Annotated in this window: 22 protein-coding genes and 1 pseudogene; 4 read left to right on the forward strand and 19 right to left on the reverse strand. The window is 60.9% G+C overall.

What is annotated here, in order from left to right:
• Positions 1-76 precede the first annotated feature (76 nt).
• Positions 77-1,771, reverse strand: coding sequence for a dihydroxy-acid dehydratase (gene ilvD / locus RAD16_RS11430; protein WP_458157972.1), 1,695 nt, complete (start codon positions 1,769-1,771; stop codon positions 77-79).
• 77 nt (positions 1,772-1,848) lie between these two features.
• Positions 1,849-2,832, reverse strand: a complete 984-nt coding sequence (locus RAD16_RS11435) for an ABC transporter substrate-binding protein (RefSeq protein ID WP_458157973.1) — start codon at positions 2,830-2,832, stop codon at positions 1,849-1,851.
• Between the two features lie 167 nt (positions 2,833-2,999).
• On the opposite strand from RAD16_RS11435, the gene RAD16_RS11440 reads away from it, so the two are divergent.
• A complete protein-coding gene (locus tag RAD16_RS11440; RefSeq protein ID WP_458157974.1) occupies positions 3,000-3,908 on the forward strand; it encodes an NAD(P)-dependent oxidoreductase in 909 nt (302 codons plus the stop codon).
• 10 nt (positions 3,909-3,918) lie between these two features.
• Here the strand turns inward: RAD16_RS11440 and RAD16_RS11445 are convergent, their stop codons facing one another.
• The 9 genes from RAD16_RS11445 to RAD16_RS11485 all read right to left on the reverse strand — a co-directional run bounded on the left by RAD16_RS11445 (position 3,919) and on the right by RAD16_RS11485 (position 9,555).
• Positions 3,919-4,476: a flavin reductase family protein gene (locus RAD16_RS11445; protein ID WP_458157975.1), complete on the reverse strand. Its 558-nt coding sequence runs from the start codon at positions 4,474-4,476 to the stop codon at positions 3,919-3,921.
• Between the two features lie 9 nt (positions 4,477-4,485).
• A complete protein-coding gene (locus RAD16_RS11450) occupies positions 4,486-5,715 on the reverse strand; it encodes an acyl-CoA dehydrogenase family protein (RefSeq protein ID WP_458158187.1) in 1,230 nt (409 codons plus the stop codon).
• Between the two features lie 100 nt (positions 5,716-5,815).
• Entirely contained in the window at positions 5,816-7,084 is a 1,269-nt protein-coding gene (locus tag RAD16_RS11455) for a CaiB/BaiF CoA transferase family protein (protein ID WP_458158188.1), read from the reverse strand.
• Between the two features lie 228 nt (positions 7,085-7,312).
• Positions 7,313-7,741: a GNAT family N-acetyltransferase gene (locus RAD16_RS11460; protein ID WP_458157976.1), complete on the reverse strand. Its 429-nt coding sequence runs from the start codon at positions 7,739-7,741 to the stop codon at positions 7,313-7,315.
• 54 nt (positions 7,742-7,795) lie between these two features.
• Entirely contained in the window at positions 7,796-8,095 is a 300-nt protein-coding gene (locus tag RAD16_RS11465; RefSeq protein WP_458157977.1) for a hypothetical protein, read from the reverse strand.
• Positions 8,092-8,475, reverse strand: coding sequence for a hypothetical protein (locus RAD16_RS11470; RefSeq protein WP_458157978.1), 384 nt, complete (start codon positions 8,473-8,475; stop codon positions 8,092-8,094). The genes RAD16_RS11465 and RAD16_RS11470 overlap by 4 nt, the downstream gene beginning before the upstream one ends.
• On the reverse strand, positions 8,466-8,717 hold the full coding sequence (locus tag RAD16_RS11475) for a hypothetical protein (RefSeq protein WP_458157979.1): 252 nt from the start codon (positions 8,715-8,717) through the stop codon (positions 8,466-8,468). The genes RAD16_RS11470 and RAD16_RS11475 overlap by 10 nt, the downstream gene beginning before the upstream one ends.
• Positions 8,717-8,866, reverse strand: a complete 150-nt coding sequence (locus tag RAD16_RS11480) for a hypothetical protein (protein ID WP_458157980.1) — start codon at positions 8,864-8,866, stop codon at positions 8,717-8,719. Before RAD16_RS11480 ends, RAD16_RS11475 begins: the two co-directional genes overlap by 1 nt.
• Before the next feature lie 2 nt (positions 8,867-8,868).
• Positions 8,869-9,555 (reverse strand): hypothetical protein, encoded by a 687-nt coding sequence (locus RAD16_RS11485; RefSeq protein WP_458157981.1) that lies wholly within the window; start codon positions 9,553-9,555, stop codon positions 8,869-8,871.
• A gap of 169 nt (positions 9,556-9,724) precedes the next feature.
• Here RAD16_RS11485 and RAD16_RS11490 point away from each other — a divergent pair, with 169 nt between their 5' ends.
• A complete protein-coding gene (locus RAD16_RS11490) occupies positions 9,725-10,822 on the forward strand; it encodes an acyltransferase family protein (protein WP_458157982.1) in 1,098 nt (365 codons plus the stop codon).
• Here RAD16_RS11490 and RAD16_RS11495 read toward each other — a convergent pair.
• The 8 genes and pseudogenes from RAD16_RS11495 to RAD16_RS11530 all read right to left on the reverse strand — a co-directional run bounded on the left by RAD16_RS11495 (position 10,709) and on the right by RAD16_RS11530 (position 15,135).
• Complete coding sequence (locus RAD16_RS11495) at positions 10,709-11,710, reverse strand: phage tail protein (RefSeq protein ID WP_458157983.1); 1,002 nt, start codon at positions 11,708-11,710, stop codon at positions 10,709-10,711. The two genes, RAD16_RS11490 and RAD16_RS11495, sit on opposite strands and share 114 nt — an antisense overlap.
• Positions 11,711-11,785: 75 nt before the next feature.
• Positions 11,786-12,007 carry a hypothetical protein gene (locus RAD16_RS11500; protein WP_458157984.1) on the reverse strand — a complete coding sequence of 74 codons (222 nt, stop codon included), beginning with the start codon at positions 12,005-12,007 and terminating at the stop codon, positions 11,786-11,788.
• Positions 11,973-12,461 (reverse strand): hypothetical protein, encoded by a 489-nt coding sequence (locus RAD16_RS11505; RefSeq protein WP_458157985.1) that lies wholly within the window; start codon positions 12,459-12,461, stop codon positions 11,973-11,975. The genes RAD16_RS11500 and RAD16_RS11505 overlap by 35 nt, the downstream gene beginning before the upstream one ends.
• Positions 12,458-12,724: a hypothetical protein gene (locus RAD16_RS11510; RefSeq protein ID WP_458157986.1), complete on the reverse strand. Its 267-nt coding sequence runs from the start codon at positions 12,722-12,724 to the stop codon at positions 12,458-12,460. Before RAD16_RS11510 ends, RAD16_RS11505 begins: the two co-directional genes overlap by 4 nt.
• 331 nt (positions 12,725-13,055) lie before the next feature.
• The gene (locus RAD16_RS11515) at positions 13,056-13,307 is read right to left on the reverse strand and encodes a hypothetical protein (protein WP_458157987.1); all 252 of its coding nucleotides are present in this window, start codon (positions 13,305-13,307) and stop codon (positions 13,056-13,058) included.
• A gap of 116 nt (positions 13,308-13,423) precedes the next feature.
• Complete coding sequence (locus tag RAD16_RS11520) at positions 13,424-13,888, reverse strand: hypothetical protein (RefSeq protein WP_458157988.1); 465 nt, start codon at positions 13,886-13,888, stop codon at positions 13,424-13,426.
• A gap of 302 nt (positions 13,889-14,190) precedes the next feature.
• Positions 14,191-14,505 (reverse strand): annotated as a pseudogene (locus tag RAD16_RS11525) (phage terminase large subunit); the annotation flags it as partial.
• Between the two features lie 18 nt (positions 14,506-14,523).
• On the reverse strand, positions 14,524-15,135 hold the full coding sequence (locus RAD16_RS11530; protein ID WP_458157989.1) for a M23 family metallopeptidase: 612 nt from the start codon (positions 15,133-15,135) through the stop codon (positions 14,524-14,526).
• 349 nt (positions 15,136-15,484) lie between these two features.
• Between RAD16_RS11530 and RAD16_RS11535 the strand changes: the two genes are divergently transcribed.
• Entirely contained in the window at positions 15,485-15,955 is a 471-nt protein-coding gene (locus RAD16_RS11535; RefSeq protein ID WP_458157990.1) for a hypothetical protein, read from the forward strand.
• Positions 15,891-16,388 (forward strand): hypothetical protein, encoded by a 498-nt coding sequence (locus tag RAD16_RS11540; protein WP_458157991.1) that lies wholly within the window; start codon positions 15,891-15,893, stop codon positions 16,386-16,388. The genes RAD16_RS11535 and RAD16_RS11540 overlap by 65 nt, the downstream gene beginning before the upstream one ends.
• Positions 16,389-16,529 lie beyond the last annotated feature (141 nt).

Genomic DNA, 16,529 nt, shown 5'->3' on the forward strand with positions numbered 1-16,529 from the left:
ACTCAACCTACCTGCTGAATGTCCTCCATCAGCAGCACGAGCTTAGCAAGAAGCTTGCCAGACAGGGTCCAGCGCGTCATTCGAACCAGGGCCATTCTGCCGGGCCTTCATGCGTGACGGCTCCGCCTGGCGCCTGACCGACCAATCGCGCATATTTTGCGAGCGCTCCTGCGCGGTGACGCGGCGGGCGCTGTTTCCAATCGCGTTGCCGCGTGGCAAGTTCCTGCTCGTCGACCAGCATATCCATGCGCCGGTTTGCAGCATCGATCCGGATCCTGTCGCCGTCACGAACATGCGCCAGCGGTCCACCGACGAATGCCTCGGGCGACACGTAGCCGATACACATGCCGCGGGTCGCACCGGAGAACCGGCCATCGGTGATCAGGGCCACCTTTTCGCCCATGCCCTGACCGTAGATCAGTGCCGTGACGCCGAGCATCTCGCGCATGCCGGGGCCGCCGACCGGCCCTTCGTTGCGGATCACGAGGACCTCGCCCGCCTTGTAGCTGCGGTCACGAACCGCTTTGACACAGGCTTCCTCGTCTTCGAAGACGCGCGCCACACCTTCGAAGAACTGGCTCTTCAAACCTGCGACCTTGATCACCGCACCATCGGGACAGAGGTTGCCCTTCAGCACGGCGACGCCACCATCGGGCATGATCGGCGCACGGGACGCGTAAACGACCTCGCCATCGGGCGCATTCGCCGCGCCATATTCTTCAGCAAGGGTGCGCCCCGTGATGGTGATGCAGCCGCCATCGATATGACCGCTCTGGATCAGCTCGCGGATCACCACGGCGGCACCGCCGATATCGTAGACGTCCTTTGCCGTGTACTTGCCGCCCGGTCGTAGGTTTCCGATCAGCGGCGTCCTGGCGAAAACCTCGCCAACGTCATCGATCGTGAACGCAATGCCGGCTTCGTTCGCAATCGCCGGCAGATGCAGCGCGGCGTTGGTCGAGCCGCCGGTCGCGGCAACGATCGCCGCGCCGTTCTCCAGGGATTTCCGCGTTACGATGTCGCGCGGCAGTGGCCCGCCGCGTTCCAGCATCTCCATGATCAGCCGGCCCGCGCGCCGCGATATCTGTGCGCGCTCGGCATAGACACCGGGCACCATCGAGACGTTGGGAATGGTCAGGCCCATCGCTTCCGAGACCATCCCCATCGTATTCGCGGTGAACTGACCGGCGCATGCACCGATCGTCGGCAGGCAAGAGCGTTCGATTCGCTCGAGCGTGGCGCCGTCAATCTCGCCGGTCATGAAGCTGCCGACAGCCTCGTAGGAGTCGAGCACGGTCAGGGTTCGCCCATCGACACGCCCCGGCAGCGAGCTGCCGCCATAGATGAAAATCGACGGCACATTGCAGCGGACCATGCCCATCATCACGCCGGGGAGCGTCTTGTCGCATCCGCCGTATCCGATCAGCGCATCGTAGGCGAGACCATGGACCACGGCCTCGATCGAGTCGGCGATCAGCTCGCGGGAGAACAGCGAGAACTTCATCCCCTCGTGATTCATGCTGATACCGTCGGACACCGAGACAGTCGAGAATTCGCGCGGCGTGCCGCCGGCCTCCTTGATCCCCGTCTTGGCCGCGGCCACCTGGAAGTCGTGGGTCATGTTGCAGGGCGTCTGCTCGCCCTTCATGCTGACGACACCCACCATCGGTTTGGCAATCGCAACATCATCGAGCCCCATGGCGCGCATGAATGCGCGGTGCGGAGCCCGGTCGAGGCCGTCTGTGGTGACTCGTGATCGCAACTTCTTCATACGTGCATCTTCTTCGTGCAACGTCCCGAATTGCCCGGAACATTGCGATCTCTTTGCCTGGATAAATCGCCGGGCGCCTATTCCAGCGGCGCGACGATCGTCGGGTGCTTGAACTGCGCGGCGTCCAGCTTCGGCAGCATTCCGGTCTCGGCATAGATGTCCAGCATCTTCTGGATCGCAGGAAAGTTGGGCGCCGCACCGGGATCGCGACCGAAATCGTTGTCCTTGAGCAGATAGGTCTCGAGCACCGGAATGGGCGCCTTCAGGACCTCGTTGACGACCTTCAGCGTCTCCTCGCGGTTCGCGAGCGCCTTCTTCATGCCTGACGTGATGTCGCGGACGTAGGCCTTGACGAGTTCGGGGTTCTTGTCGACGAAATCGGCTCGGCAGGCTTCCAGGATGTGCACGATGTTCGGCATGGCCTGCGACAGCGAGAACAGCTTGCGGGTGCCGCCCTTCGCCTCCGCGCGTGCGGCAAACGGCTGGTTCATGTTGACGGCGTCGACCCTGCCCTGGCGCAGCGCGTCCTCGGAGACGGCGAAACCGACCTCGACCAGCTTGATGTCCTTGGCCGGATCGACGCCATTCTGCTTCAGAAGCAGATTGAACGGGCCCTGCGTGCCGCCGCCAATCACGGAAATGCCGACCGTCTTGCCCTTGAGATCGGCAATCGTCTTGATCGGTGAGTCGTCCATCACCGCCCAATAGACCGAAAAGCCGCCCGGCTTCTCGAACACATGCTGCGCTACGATGTAGGCCTTGAGATTGCCACCGACCACGCCGTTGGCAAGCGACAACGGCGCCTGCGTCGCGCAATCCAGCGCGCCGGCGGCCAATGCCTGCGTCATCGGCGCGGTGCCCTGAAATTGGGTCCATTCGATGTTGTAGGTCTTGCCGATATTGGGAAACTCGGCCGGGCGGCGCATCATCCAGTACTTGGATTCCTCGGCCGGGATGGTCCAGCCCACGCGGATCGTCTGCTGTGCCCACGACGGGCCTGCGCCCGAACTTACGGCCGCTGCGGCCCCCAAAGCCAGGATCCACTTCGAAACGGTTCGCATCGTGCCCACTCCGCTGCTCCGGCGCCGACCGGCGCCATCCAACCCGACCGCCGCAAATGTTTCATGGTTCAAACAATCAGGCAAGCCATGCGAGCGGGGCGGTTTCGCGGCCCGGCCTGCAATGTATGGTAAGGCTGCGTTTGCGCTGCGACAGAAGGAGGCAACCTATGGCTGATGCGAGCAAGACAAACCCGCAAAGCGTCGAGCGGCTCGGCTATCTCGGCCTCGGATTGATGGGGACGCCGATGACGCGGCGCCTGCTCGAGGTCGGCTATCAGGTCAGCGTCTGGAATCGCTCGGAAGGCAAGGTCGCTCCGCTGGTCGCGTCCGGCGCCAAACGCGCAGCCTCGCCCAGCGACGTGATCGCGAACTCAGATATCGTCTTTATGTGCGTGACGGATGCTGCGGCCGTCGAAGAGGTGATTTTCGGGGCCGAAGGTCTTGCAGCGGCTCCCGGTGCGGGCAAGCTCGTGGTCGACTTCTCATCGATTCATCCTGATGCCGCGCGCGACCTTGCAACACGACTGAAGGCGGCGAATGGCGCCGGCTGGATCGATGCGCCGGTGTCCGGCGGCACTAAGGGCGCTGAGGAAGGCACGCTTGCAATCATGGCCGGCGGCGAAGCGGCCGACATCGAGCGGGCACGGCCTTATGTGCTGGCCATGGCTCGCAGGTTTACCCACATGGGTCCGACCGGCGCCGGCCAGACCACGAAACTCTGCAACCAGGTGATCGTCGGATGCGCAATGGCCGTGCTTGCGGAAGCGACGCGCCTTGCGGTGAACGCCGGAATTGACGCCAACCGATTGCCCGAAGCACTCGCCGGCGGCTTTGCGGATTCCATTCCGCTTCAGTTGTTCGTGCCGCGGATGGCCCAGGGCATTCACTCGCCGCCACTGGGTCACATCGCCACGATGCTCAAGGACCTCGATACGGTCGCCGACGTCGCGCAGACAACGTCGACGCCGATACCGATGGCATCGCTCGCCGGGCAGATCTTCAGACTGGCCAAGGCCGCACGAGGCGCAGAGGCCGATGCGCTGGAGATCTACAAGCTTTCGGCGGCAGTGCGCTGAACCGTTACGGTTACTTCTTGCGCTCGTCGCCGGCCAGGAACCGGCCATACATCCCCCGCGAGAACAACAGAGGTTCCGCCGCGTTGTAAGCATAGGCCTCGACGGCACCGAGAAAGATCACGTGGTCGCCACCGTAATAACGGTTCACGGATCGGCATTGAAAATTGGCGACGCTCTCGGCCAGCACCGGAGCGCTGCCGAGGCCCGGTGTCCAGTCAACCCCGGCGAATTTGTCCTCGGACGATTTTGCAAACTTGTTCGCAAGCGCCTGCTGTGCTGTGCCGAGCACATGGACGGTGAAATGGCTGGCGTTCTGAAACACAGGCAAGCTCGACGAGTAGATTCCAAGGCTCCAGAGCACCAGCGGAGGATTCAGGGAGACCGAGGCAAACGAATTGCAGGTGATGCCATAAGGCTTTCCGTCAGCAGCCATGGCGGTGATGATTGTCACGCCCGTTCCGTAGGCACCGAGCGCGTTACGAAAGTCGCGGGGATCGATCGACGAACTGTCGCTCGCGAGTTCATTGGCGGGATCGGAGACGGCCGGCTGCTTCGGCAGATCAGTCATCGGCCGGCCTCACAACGTGAGATTCTCGGACGGCAGGCCAAGTGCTACACGTCCATAGTTGGTTCCAGCCGCGTCGAAATTGAACGCGAGATGCGAATTGATCGCGTGCGCATCACGGAATTGCCGCTGCAACACGCCCGTCGTGAACAGGCCGCGCGCCCCGCTCGCGGCAAACAGCATCGAGACGGCCTCGGTGCACAGATTGACCGAGAACGCTCCGTCGCGCCGGTACCTGGTCTTGGCAGCCATGCTGGGAATATGACCGCGCCGCGCATCCGCCATCGCTTCGATGCAGGCAGAGCGCATGATCAGGCGCGCCGCATCGATCTTGGCCGACGCCTCTGCGATCTTGATCTGCGTACTTTGAAAATCGCTGAGCTTGGCACGATTGTAGGTCGATATGCGATGCCGCGCGACCTCCGCATAGTCGTCGAGGCAGGCCTGCGCGTTCCCGAGCGCTACGCCGGAAAGGACGTAGGGAAACAGCGAAAACACCGGCAGCTTATAGGACGGATTGGGATTGATCGCGCTCCCGGGCGTCGAACCGCCGGTAAGATCACCGACAGCGACCGTCATGTAGTCGGGCACAAAGGCATCCTTGACTTCGACGTCGCACGAACCGGTCCCGCGCAGGCCAGCGACGTTCCAGGTGTCCAGCACCTTGTAGTCGTTCTTCGGCAGCAGAAAAATTCGATACTCGATGCCATCAGCCTCGTCGTCCGAGTAGACGACACTTGCGAGCATGTTCCATTCGCAGGAGGCAACGCCGGAGGAAAACGGCCAGCTCCCGTGCAAGCGGTATCCACCCTCGACTCGCGTGGCACGTCCGGCAGGAAAAATGAACGAGGACGCAATCAGCGCATCCGGATCGCGGCTCCAGACCAGATCCTGCGCCTTGTGCTCGAACATGCCGAGCATCCAGTGATGGCTCGCCAGATTGGCGAAATTCCACGCCACCGACGCATCCGCCCGGCCGAGCAGCTCGGCACAATCGACGAGGGCGACGTAGTCAAGCTCGGCGCCGCCAACGCGCTTCGGCTGGAGCATCCGGAACAGGCCGGCGTCGTGGAGATCCTTCTCGGTTTCCGGCGGCAGATGTCGCAGCTCTTCGGTCCGCGCGGCCCGTTCTCGCAGCCGCGGCACGAGCGCCTGAGCTCTCGCGATCATGGCGGCATACGCGCGCTCGCCGGCTTCCTGCTCCGTCGGCTGGCCCATACTCGGCTCTTGACCAGGCGCCATTCGTGTTCCTCGCTTTGATATAGTTATGCGGCGGGAACCTCGCCAAATCAAGCAGATGCGGGTACCGGCGTAGAATGCCAGATCCTTGGATGGATCAGGTTCAGACCGACGTCGGTGGCTTGCCTGATCCAAAAGCACCCTTTTGGGTGAACTCCGAAATTCGGCGCTCATCGTAACCGAGCGTGTCGCGTAGAACGTCCTTGGTATGCTCACCTAACAGGGGCGCAGCAACGGGATCGATCGCACCGGTCACGCTCATGGTGATCGGCGGCTCGATGTTAGGGACCCATGCCGCCGTACGATGAGGAATCCGGCTCAGGCGATGGCGCTCGCGAGCCTCGGGCGCATTGAACCCCTCCTCTACCGTCCGGAGATAGCCGACCGGAATATTGGCCAGCTTCATCTTCGCCATCCAGTTCTCGAGCGTATCGCTCGTGAAAACTTCCGCAATGGCTGCCCGCAGAAGCTCCTTGTTCTCGGAACGCGCCTTGCGCGAGGCGAACTGCGGATCGGTGATCAGATCGGGCCGGTTCAGCACCTCGACCACCAGGCGGCGATAGAGCCGATCGTTGGCGCAGGCCATGTAGAGCGGCCCATCGGAGGCCTCGTAGACACCGACGGTGGGGGACCCGCTCGGCGAATTGCCGAACCGGCCGGGGTTCTCACCGTTGATCAGATAGGCCATGCCGTAGAAGCCGGTCATGCCCATGGCAACGTCGAACAAGGCGACCTCGACATGCTGTCCGCGGCCGAGCCGGTCCCGCGCCAACAGCGCCAGCAGGATGGCGTTGCAGGCGGACATCCCCGTCGCCATGTCCACGATGGGCGGGCCGGTCCGAACCGCCGGACCATCGGCAAATCCGTTGAGCGACATGAAGCCGCTTTCCGCCTGCGTAATGGGATCGAAGCCAGGCCGCGAGGCAAATGGGCCGGTCCGTCCGTAGGCCGATATCGAGCAATAGACTAGCCGCGGGTTGAGCGGTGCGACCGTCTCGTAATCAAGACCGAATTTCTTCATGACGCCGCTGGAAAAATTCTCCACGACCACGTCGGCCTTGCGGATCAGGTCGAGCGCAATCTCGCGGGCCTCCGGCACGGCGAGGTCGAGCGCGATGCCGCGCTTGTTGCGGTTCAAGCTGAGATAGGCGGCGCTTTCGCCGCCGATTTCGGCGTGCTCGTAGGCGCGCGTATCGTCGCCGCCGTCCGGATTTTCGATCTTGATGACGCGCGCGCCAAAATCCGCAAGCGTCTGCGTGCAGGCCGGCCCCGCCACAACGCGCGTGAAATCGACGACCAGGAGACCATCGAGCGCGGTAGGCGCGCCCGTCGCCCGCGACGAACGTTCCGGCAATTGAGGCTTGGTGGGCATCGACAGCGCTCCCTTACATCGGCTTGTGGTCGCCGAATTTCCTGCGAGAGCAAACTTAAAGCCCGGCGCTGCCAACTTCGCAAGTACCTCACCCGCATCGCTTGAATACGCAAGAAGGACCCGGCAGCTGTCAAGCTGCCGGTCCCTTGGACATTCCGCGCACCAGATTCTACCACAGCTTGCGCCGCCACGCATGAAGGCTGCGTTCCGCACCGCGGGAAACCCTGCTCAGCTAAGCGATCTTCGCCAATAGAGCGTATGCGACCAGGCCCAGGGCACCTCGGGCTCGAACAGCCGATAGCCCGCCTTGATGAAATTATTCGCTGAGAAGCTGTTATCCGTTGTGTCCGAAACGATACTATTCCATCCGACGCGCCGCGCCCTGGCTTCGATAGCCCGCATCAACCTGAGCTGAAGTCCTCTTCCCCAGTGCTGCTGCAAGACGCCGACTCTCGAGAGGTAGCCGCAATTTCGTGCATGAGTGGAAGGCACGACGCCTGCGAAGGCGACGGGATCATCACCGCAATAGGCAAGCCACCACGCCCCGAGATCGAAATCCGGCATCGCAGCAGCATCGAAGAACGTCAGCCGATGCAGATCGGCCAGGGTATCTGCAACGTCATCATCAGACACATCGACCATACGAATTCTGTACATGAGACGACCTGTTCGCAAGGAATGACGTGAGTGCTCGCGCGGCGATTCCAAGGCTCATTTGCCCAGCACGACCTTGACGCCGAGCCAGACGGCCCCCATCAAGCCGGTCGCAAGCACCGTAATGACGGCCTTGAAGGTGTAACTCTGCGCCTGCTCCACGCTCTTCCGCCACCTTCGCAGATGCTGAAAGTCGGCCCTGAGTTCTTTGCGGTCGTCATCCTCGATTCCGAATGAAGCCAGCACCGACGCCACCGCTTTCAACACGATCGCATCGATATTGTCCTGCTGCAGCCTATGCTGCTCGCTCAGCGTCTCCGCAACGATCGCCCGGATTTCGTCATCTGGAATCTTCACCGCTTGATGATCCTTGCAACATTTTCGAAGCCGCGCTTGGCGAAGTAGAAGGAGACGACGAGATTGGCCGTAACCGCCGCAAATCCCGCCAGAGGATCCGTGGATCCGAGGCCAAGCACCTTGTCGAAGACGAGAAGCTTTGCGAAATAGAGAGCGACGCAGTACCCCATCAGCTTGTCGGGCTCATACCAGTGCCCTATCTCAGCAATTCTGTATTGCATGATGGCCTTAGTTTCGGCCGTCTGCGATGCGATCTCGCCCGCCGCGAGGTCCGCCGCGATCTTGGTGTCGACATTCTCGGCCTTCAACTTCGCGCTGTAGGCCTCGATCAGCGCCCTGACGACAGGACCACCGAGGAACGAGATAATGGTCATCCACATTGGTCTTTCCTCCGAAGGGTTCGCAGACGCGCGATGATCGTCACAACGGAGATCACCAGCATGATCCGCCCCGTCGCCTTGACGTCGCCGATGGCCGCGCTGATCTGATCCTTGAAGCCTGGATCGCCCAGCGCGTCGGCAAGGTCGTCGATGATCGACGCCAGCGCGCCCGCGAGCGCGATGCAATAGCTCCAGGCTATGGTCAACGAGTGCAGGCAGGCTGCCTTGAGTTTTGCCAGCATCAGGATTTGCCCCGCAGGACTGCAAGCCTCGCCTCCAGCGACTTGATCAAAGTGCCCGTGCCGGTCACGAGCCGGAGGATCGGGTCTTTGCAAACCCAGCAGGCGCCAAAGCCGGCGGCGAAAGCGATGATGTCGACAAACGTCCGCATGGTCATTTCCTTCCTAGGATTGATCTGACAAGGTTGACGACGAACGCGCCGATCGAGCCCTTCGACGGGTTTGTCAGTGAAGGCTCGACTGAAGCGTCGGCCGACGGCCTCTTGGGGACCTTCGTGCCCGCAAACCCGATCCCGGAATCGAGCTCCATCAGAGCGATCACGAGCGCCGCGCATCCCAATTGCGGATCGACCTTGCTCGGATCGTAGACGCCATCCCGGACGTACTTGCCGGCACGATATTGGTCGGTGCCGGACCAGAGATAAGGCGACGGCACGCCACGAGCCGCGTACCCGATGCCGTTGTAGGTCTCGAGCGCCGTCAACGCCGCCGCGATCGACCAGTCCTTGTGGCGCGCGAGGAACGGCGGACATTTGACGAGCGCGTCGATTGCGGCGGCCTCCCACGAATCGAACGGGCCTCGCCCCGCCGGCACGTGCACCGATACGCGGTTCCAGGGATCGCCCTGGGCCAGGGAGGCCCGCCAGTCCTGGGAAGATTCCCGCTCGTGAATGACCGCAATCGCCGGCCAGGGCACCCCCGTCTCTCGCTCGACGGCCTGATATCTGGCTTTGGCCTTGTAGAGCCGCGCCGCAATTGACGCGGCCTCGGTGCGTCGGGTCGGCTTGGCCACAAGCCAGCGAGCCTCATTGGCCCGCTGCAATGCAATGAGGTCCGTCATGCGTCGCACACTGCGCATGCAGGATGGTTCTGCTCGGGCTTCCCGTTGCACTGCCAATAGGGAGGGCAGGGCTGAGCGCTGGCCAGAAGGCACGGCATCGCGACCGCCGCGAGGGCGTTATGATCTACCATGGGTTGACTCTGTTAGGGGTTGCGGTAGGAACCCATGAATGGGTCAGAGGGACGCTTATTACGACTACATCCGCGCATTTGCCGCCTTGCTGGTCCTGTTCTGCCACAAGGGGAAAATGCCCGGCGGCTCGATCGGCGTGAGCATTTTCTTCTGTCTCAGCGGCTTTCTAATTACGCGTATCTTGATACACCTCCCCAGCCTCTCGGCGCCGAACATCGCGGGGTTCGTTTTTCGAAGGTTCATGCGAATCTTCCCGCTCTATGCCGTGACGCTAACTGCGGCTATTATTTTGGCTTGGGTCTATCGCCCAGACATGCTGCCCCGTTTAATCGGTGGCCTGACGGGGTTACTGACCTTCACCCAATTGCCGAGCGGCACAGGCTATGCAACAGCGGTAGCTTGGTCCCTGCATGCAGAGTTTTGGTTCTACCTCACGTTCCCGGTGGTCTTCGTGCTCACTTACAGACGGGGACTGTTGCCGCTTGTAATCGCACTTTTGATCGGGGTCAGTATTTGGGCAAAGGTCCGTGACGGCGGGACGCCGGAGAGTTGGCCTCTCGGCAACGACCAATGGTTGACGGTGCTTTATCTCGATCAACTCATGTACGGAGCAATCTGTGCGCTTCTTGTCGAGAAGAAGGCTCGCCTGATCCGCCTGTTTTCCTCGCGCCTTTGGTTTTGGGGAGGGCTCACGGCCAATTTAATGATCGCCAAACTTGCGCCGCTCAGCCACTGGCACCTTGAAATGAGCATCGCTGCATTGCTTTGCGCCGTCGCGATCCTTCATCACGAAGCATCAAAAACTGTCCTGAAGGACAATTTTATAGCTTGGACAGGCCGAATTTCATTCTCGCTCTACCTCGTTCACGCTGTAGTGCTTGACTACCTTCCTTATGAAAGGCTGCCAGACGTACTTGATACACCATCGTTTTTTGCGGTGGTGTTCGCGCTGTCTTACCTGACCCAAAAATTCATCGAGAGGCCAGGAATTAGAATGGCAGCCTCCATCGTCAAGAGGCTGTCAAATGATCCGCATGATCTTGTTGCAGATGATCGTGTGCTGCACGTTGGTGTGGGCAGCGCCGCCGGTGTTGCTAGACGTGACGCTGATGGTGTTGTTTCCCGAAGAACTTAGTTGTCCGGCGGTTGCCTGTCCCGGATTAAACACCGTGATTGGACCAGAATTGCCAGCGGTAGTGTTACCAAGATTGCCGGAGACAACGTTGGTTGAGGCCGAAAGAACTGAGATCGTATTGACGTCAGCCGACGTGATCGACGGGATTTCGCCAGCACTGAGAATGTGAGCTTCCGAGCCACCGACAGAGCCCAACACCGTCGAATTGCCGCCAAAATAGCTCGCGGTCAGACGGGAGGCGATCGCCTCTTTCATCGCCGTTACGCGGCCGGTGAGATCGGGCAGATTGAAGGTCGTCGAGCCATCGCCAGTCCCGTAAGTCGTTCCGATCAACGCAAACAGCGCGGCATATGTCGTGCGCGAGATCGCCTGGCCATTCGGGAATGCGAAATTGCCGTTGGGAACGGAGAAGCCGTAAAACTCCATGACCGCGCCGATCGGCATCACATAGGGGACTACGAAGAAGTTTTTCAAACGAAAATGGCTGCTGGTGTTGACGAAAGTTAGTTCATACGGAGTTCCCGCGATCAGCGTGCCGGAAGGGACCGGCGTACCGGCCCCGTCGGTAACAATTGGAAAGGCTCCGAGATTGTCAACATTCAACGTTGGATTGGCGCCACTGGTCGCGTGGAAGTAGACTGTCAGTTCCTGCGCGGCCATGTGCGCGGTGGAGTCGAAAACCTGATTGCTCGCGAGCGTATAGGCCGTCGCGGTGCCACCCGTACCGAGCCCGCCCCCGCAAGTATCATCTCGATATTTCGCTAGGCTAGCCATCATCGCGCGAGCAGAGTCATTGATGCTGGAAGGCACTTGCCCTTCGGCCCAATTGATCGTGCTGTCCGCACTCGCATTGTTGCCTGCCGTTTGAGACCATTTGTAGAGAGTCATCTTGCTTCCCGAATATTGAGGCGCGCAGCCATCGTCGCCGTTGTGGATCCAAGGGCATCATCTGCCCAGCGACAGTCAGTCCGAATTCTTCGTTTCTCCGCCGCACAGCTCGATATATTGCGCGCAGCGACAGGACGGCGCCCGGGCTGTCAGGAGGTTGCGGATCACACCGGCGGGGACGCCGGGGCTGTCGCCTGCGATCCTGGCGACGCGCGCGTCGATGATGCCGTCGATTTCGGCGCGCAGCTCCTCGATGCGTTCCTCAATTCTTGTCGCGCGCTGCTGCTTCATTTCCATTGGTCTTTTCGTCCTTTGTTTGAGCCTCGAATGCCGCCAGCTTCTGGCGGGCGGAAGCAGCCTCGTTCTGCGCGCGCCGCAGCGCGCGTTCCCGCTGAGCTTCGTGCGAGGCGAGATGAACCTGGATGTCGTAGGGAAGCGCGCTGAACCGTTCCTTGAACGACCCCGGCCAGGACCGTGGCGGCGGAATGGCCGCGATCACGCTCATCGCGCTTGCCGCCGCCCCGCCCAGCGTGGGATCGGCGAGGCCGAGCGACACGTGCATCCGGGATATATCCTGCACGGCCGGCCAGAGCCGGCTCATGCCGAGCGACGCGCAGTCGGTCACGAAACGCGCGACCGACGCGGGCGTCGCCGGACAGGCGGTCACACCGTTCAGCTCGCACCATTTGACGAACATCGGCGCGTCGCGTAGCCGCGCCTGGGCAAGCGCCGTCAGCAGCGGATGGGTCATCGCTTCGCTTTGCGCAGTGCCTCGTGCAGACTGCCCATGCGCCGGCGCAGATTGACCAGTTGAACGCGCTTTCGCAAGCTGTGAGGGCTCGAGTCGATCTCACCGCCCAGCTCGGCGTCGAACCGCTCTAGCGCGGCTACACGCTTCTTCAGGCCGTAGAGTGCGAAGTTCTCCGCAATCCGCTCCGGCGACATAGGTTCGCCATAGAGATTTCCGGTAATGGACTCGGCGCGTTCGATGAGATTTCGGTCGTCCTCGCTCATGGTGCGTATCCCTGTCTTGGATTCACTTTGACCAGTTGGCCGGTACGGCGAGAGCTTCCCTAAAGCGGGAAGAATATTGGTGGCGCGATGCGCCGCTCCGGCCTGATCGTCCCGCTGTCGGGCAGACCCCTGGAGGTTGTCGAAACTGCCCACCGCTCTCGCGGTTGAGGATCAGCATCCATCGGCGGTGCAACCGGATTCGGCTCGAGATACAGCTCGTTCTTGTCCCGGGTCGTTGGTGATAGTGCTGGCGGCAGCTCGATTGGATCGGAGGGCCCCGCGGTTCCGATTTGATCGCGGAAGGTCTTGGCGTGCCGGCGCAGATACCTGATCACTCTCCGAGGATGTCAGCAGGATCATTGGCTCGTCCTCGCAAGCTCTTGAACGATCTAATATATCCATCGAGATCTTCGGCCCGTGCCTGCCAATCCTTCTGGACCCCATCCGGATAGTAGGACTGGTCGCCGTCCAGGAGTTCCGCCAATTGCCTACGCACGATATCGTAGACACGTGGACGATCCGCCTCAGCGATCGTCGTCTCCGGATTTAGAGGAGGCAAGTACTGCCGTTCGATGGTGGCCATGATGAGCCTCTGTGGAAGCATGCCGATCCGACCTTGCGTTCAACGAATGATCGCAGGAGAATTCGGCCGACGATGAAAGGAGATAAGAGCGGGCTGCAGCGTGCCCGGACGCCAGACTATTTCAAGTCAGAAAATTGGAGATACAGAAGCCCCAAAGGGAGATTCTGGACGTACTCGTTTCTCTTGCGAGCGTGCCCTTCGTAGATGTACAGGCGGAGCAGTGGCTGGGTAAGCTCGCGCGCCGCCATACGGTCGCCGTCCGAAAAATAGCAGCACTCGATGTCCCGGCTACGGCCGCCGTCGGCAAAGACAACCGCCTTGTGGTACCCGGAACGCTCAACCTTGATCGATATCGTCAGATCCGATTTCGTGAGCTCTATGGTGCAATACCTTTCATACCGGCATTCCTTCGCAATCCCCTCTTCGTTGAGCACGCTCGTCGCGCCTGCGGCAACATCCGCCCGGGTCGTGCCATCGAACGCATAGGAAACAGTATAGTCAGCGGCAAGCACATCGACCGATGAGAGAAGGCCTGCCGCGATCATCATGACTGACAAAACACGTCTCAACAGCATGGGCATCCTGTCTGTCCTGTATGCACAACGTCTCTATCCAGAGCCAAGAAGGTACGTTCAATGTCCTTGATAATATGCGAAGGCTCGCCGGTACACATCACTCATCTGCGAGCGGCGGTCTTAGCCTGATAGAGAGCAACCGCATCCTTGAGATCGCCCGTGCTCGAAAGCCGGGCGCTCAACGTTCGCAAGTCGTGCTGATCGCGCTCACCTCGGCCCGCCGCCAGGCCCGGTCTCTGCACCACAGGCATCGGCTTCGCCGCGACGGCATCCCTCGCCTTCATCATCAGCCGGTATTTGCCGGCGTCGTCTTGCAGTCCCCTGAAGATGATGAGCCCGTCGCCGGGTGTCTCGATCTTGTCACTGAACAGCTTGAAGCCGTGGCCGAGACCAAGGCTCGCGATCTTGCCCTCGATCAAGCGCTTCGAGGATTGCGCCAGCGTCCGCTGCGCCTCGCGGATGCAAACCGCGAGCGTGCCGCGCTCCGCCTGGCAGGTCTCGACAAGGAGCTCGCCGAAAAAATGCGACTTTCCCGAGCCGCGTCCGCCGTAAACGCCCTTGTAGCGCGCAGGTTGCAGCAGCGGTTCGAATATCTTGGCGGTCGGAATTTTCAGAATCGACAATGGATGCGCTCGCTCGCCCTAGGGCAGGCCGGTGCGCCTACGCCAGATCGTGGACCGGTCTTCGTTGTTGGGTGTGTCGGGTTGTCCCTGCGGAGCTTGATTGGAACCGGCAAGGACGCCGCCGGGAGACGTAGGCCACGATCCGAATCGTCTCTCGAAGTCGCTCTGCGTCGAAAGCGGGAATGAAGCGTCGGGAGGAACAAAGGGCACCGGCACACCATCACTCGAATTGAAAGCGGATCGATCCGATCGTTCGACAGTCATTCTCCTCAGAACCCGCACATCCTGCGGGCGGGTCGCGGCGACGAGGTCAGCGTCCTGGAGATACCGCTGATGCTCCGGAACGTACGCTGGCGGGCTCGGCGCAGGCAATTCTCGTTGATTCCAAAAAGCCTGAGGATCGAGACGACGGCCCGCGGCATCGATCAATTGATAATGAAGATGATGATCGCCATTTTCCACGCGGTCCTTGAGCACTCCCATGTTGCCCATCGTGCCGACCATCTGTCCCGCGACAACCCGATCGCCGATGCTGACATACTGTCGGTGCGTGTGCAGCAGCTCGTGTGAGACACAATCTGCGTCCCTGATCGCTATGCGACCTGCGGTTCCTTCACCGGCCTTCGTCACGAGACCATCGACTGGAGAATGCGGGATGCCTCAGATTGATCCCCTGCTATCCGTTTGGCCCGACGCTGTAGTTCCCATCCACACCACGATGGGGCGATGTGCCACGCTTTCGAATTGCAGCGTATGGGCTGGTGGTGTGCGGTTGAAAGCCCTCGGTCGGCGGCAACATCCGTCGCAGAGCATCTTCCCAAGACATATGAATCTCCACATCATAGAATGTATTGAGGGCAAACTAGGCGGCGCACATTTCCACGCCACTTGCTCAACCTATGGTCGATCCGCTATTCTGAGGCCGACGTCCTCGGGCAGCTTCCCCGTGTGCAGGAATAGCTTCGTGAGATTGGATCGGGTGAAGGGCCTCACCTCGTTGTCGGCGCTTGCCACGCTTTTGCTGTCGTGCGCTGGCCTGTCTATCCACGCGCAGGAAGGCCCCAAGACAGCGTCCGACAGGTGGCGCCCAAAGGACGGCGCCTATGCCGCGCCCGGCAAGGACTTCCAGTCGTCCTGCAACGAACTCAAGGACATGACGATCGATCTCCGCGGCAAATCGGTCCACGGCTACGAATGGGGCTGCACCGTCAGGAAAATGAATGATCTCTCGCAAGGTTCGCTGAAGCTCGACATGATTTGCAATGACTACAATCTCGCGCAGGATCTCGAACCTCGCGATCCCAACTGGGAGACCAGGAAGTTCAAGGAAGTGATGTTCATCAAGCGGATCGATGATGCGACGATCTCCGTTCAGAAGAGCCTGAATGGTAAACCCCTGGCGTGCGGCCTACTGCCCTCTGGAGACGCAGCGCGCCCGCGCCGAACCTGAGCTGAGAGCCAAAGCCGAAGCGAACGCCCACCCGCGGGATGGCGTCTACGCGGCGGCAGGCACCGATTTCGACGAGCGCTGCACCAAGTTGAACGACACTGTCGTTGCATTCTCCGAAAAGTCGATCACGACAGCCTCGAACATCTGCAAGATTGAAAAGACGCGGGTTCAGCTTCCCGACACAGTCAGGATCGGCGCGACCTGTGCACCGCAGCCGGCTCCCGGCCCGGAGGCCGTCAGCGTGCAGCATCTGGGCCTAACGCCGGACGGAGAGAATTTGATGTTCAAGAAGATCGACGACAATACCGTCATCCTCTGGATCATCGACAACGGACACTTTACCGGCGATGGCCGAAAGCTGTCCTATTGCAGCGACCAGGTCCAACGGGACTATGCCGGGCAGCGCAGGACCAACAAGCAGACCAGGAACTAGCCGAAAGAATGATCGAGACGAAAAACCCGCGGCCGATTGCTCGGCGCGGGCTGAACCAACTCGTGTTGATGATGCCATTCTGCCGGTGTTTTGCCCGACGAGTCAAACGGCAAAATTCAACCGAACCTCAAATCGAATTCT

This window comes from Bradyrhizobium sp. 18BD, assembly GCF_054185225.1.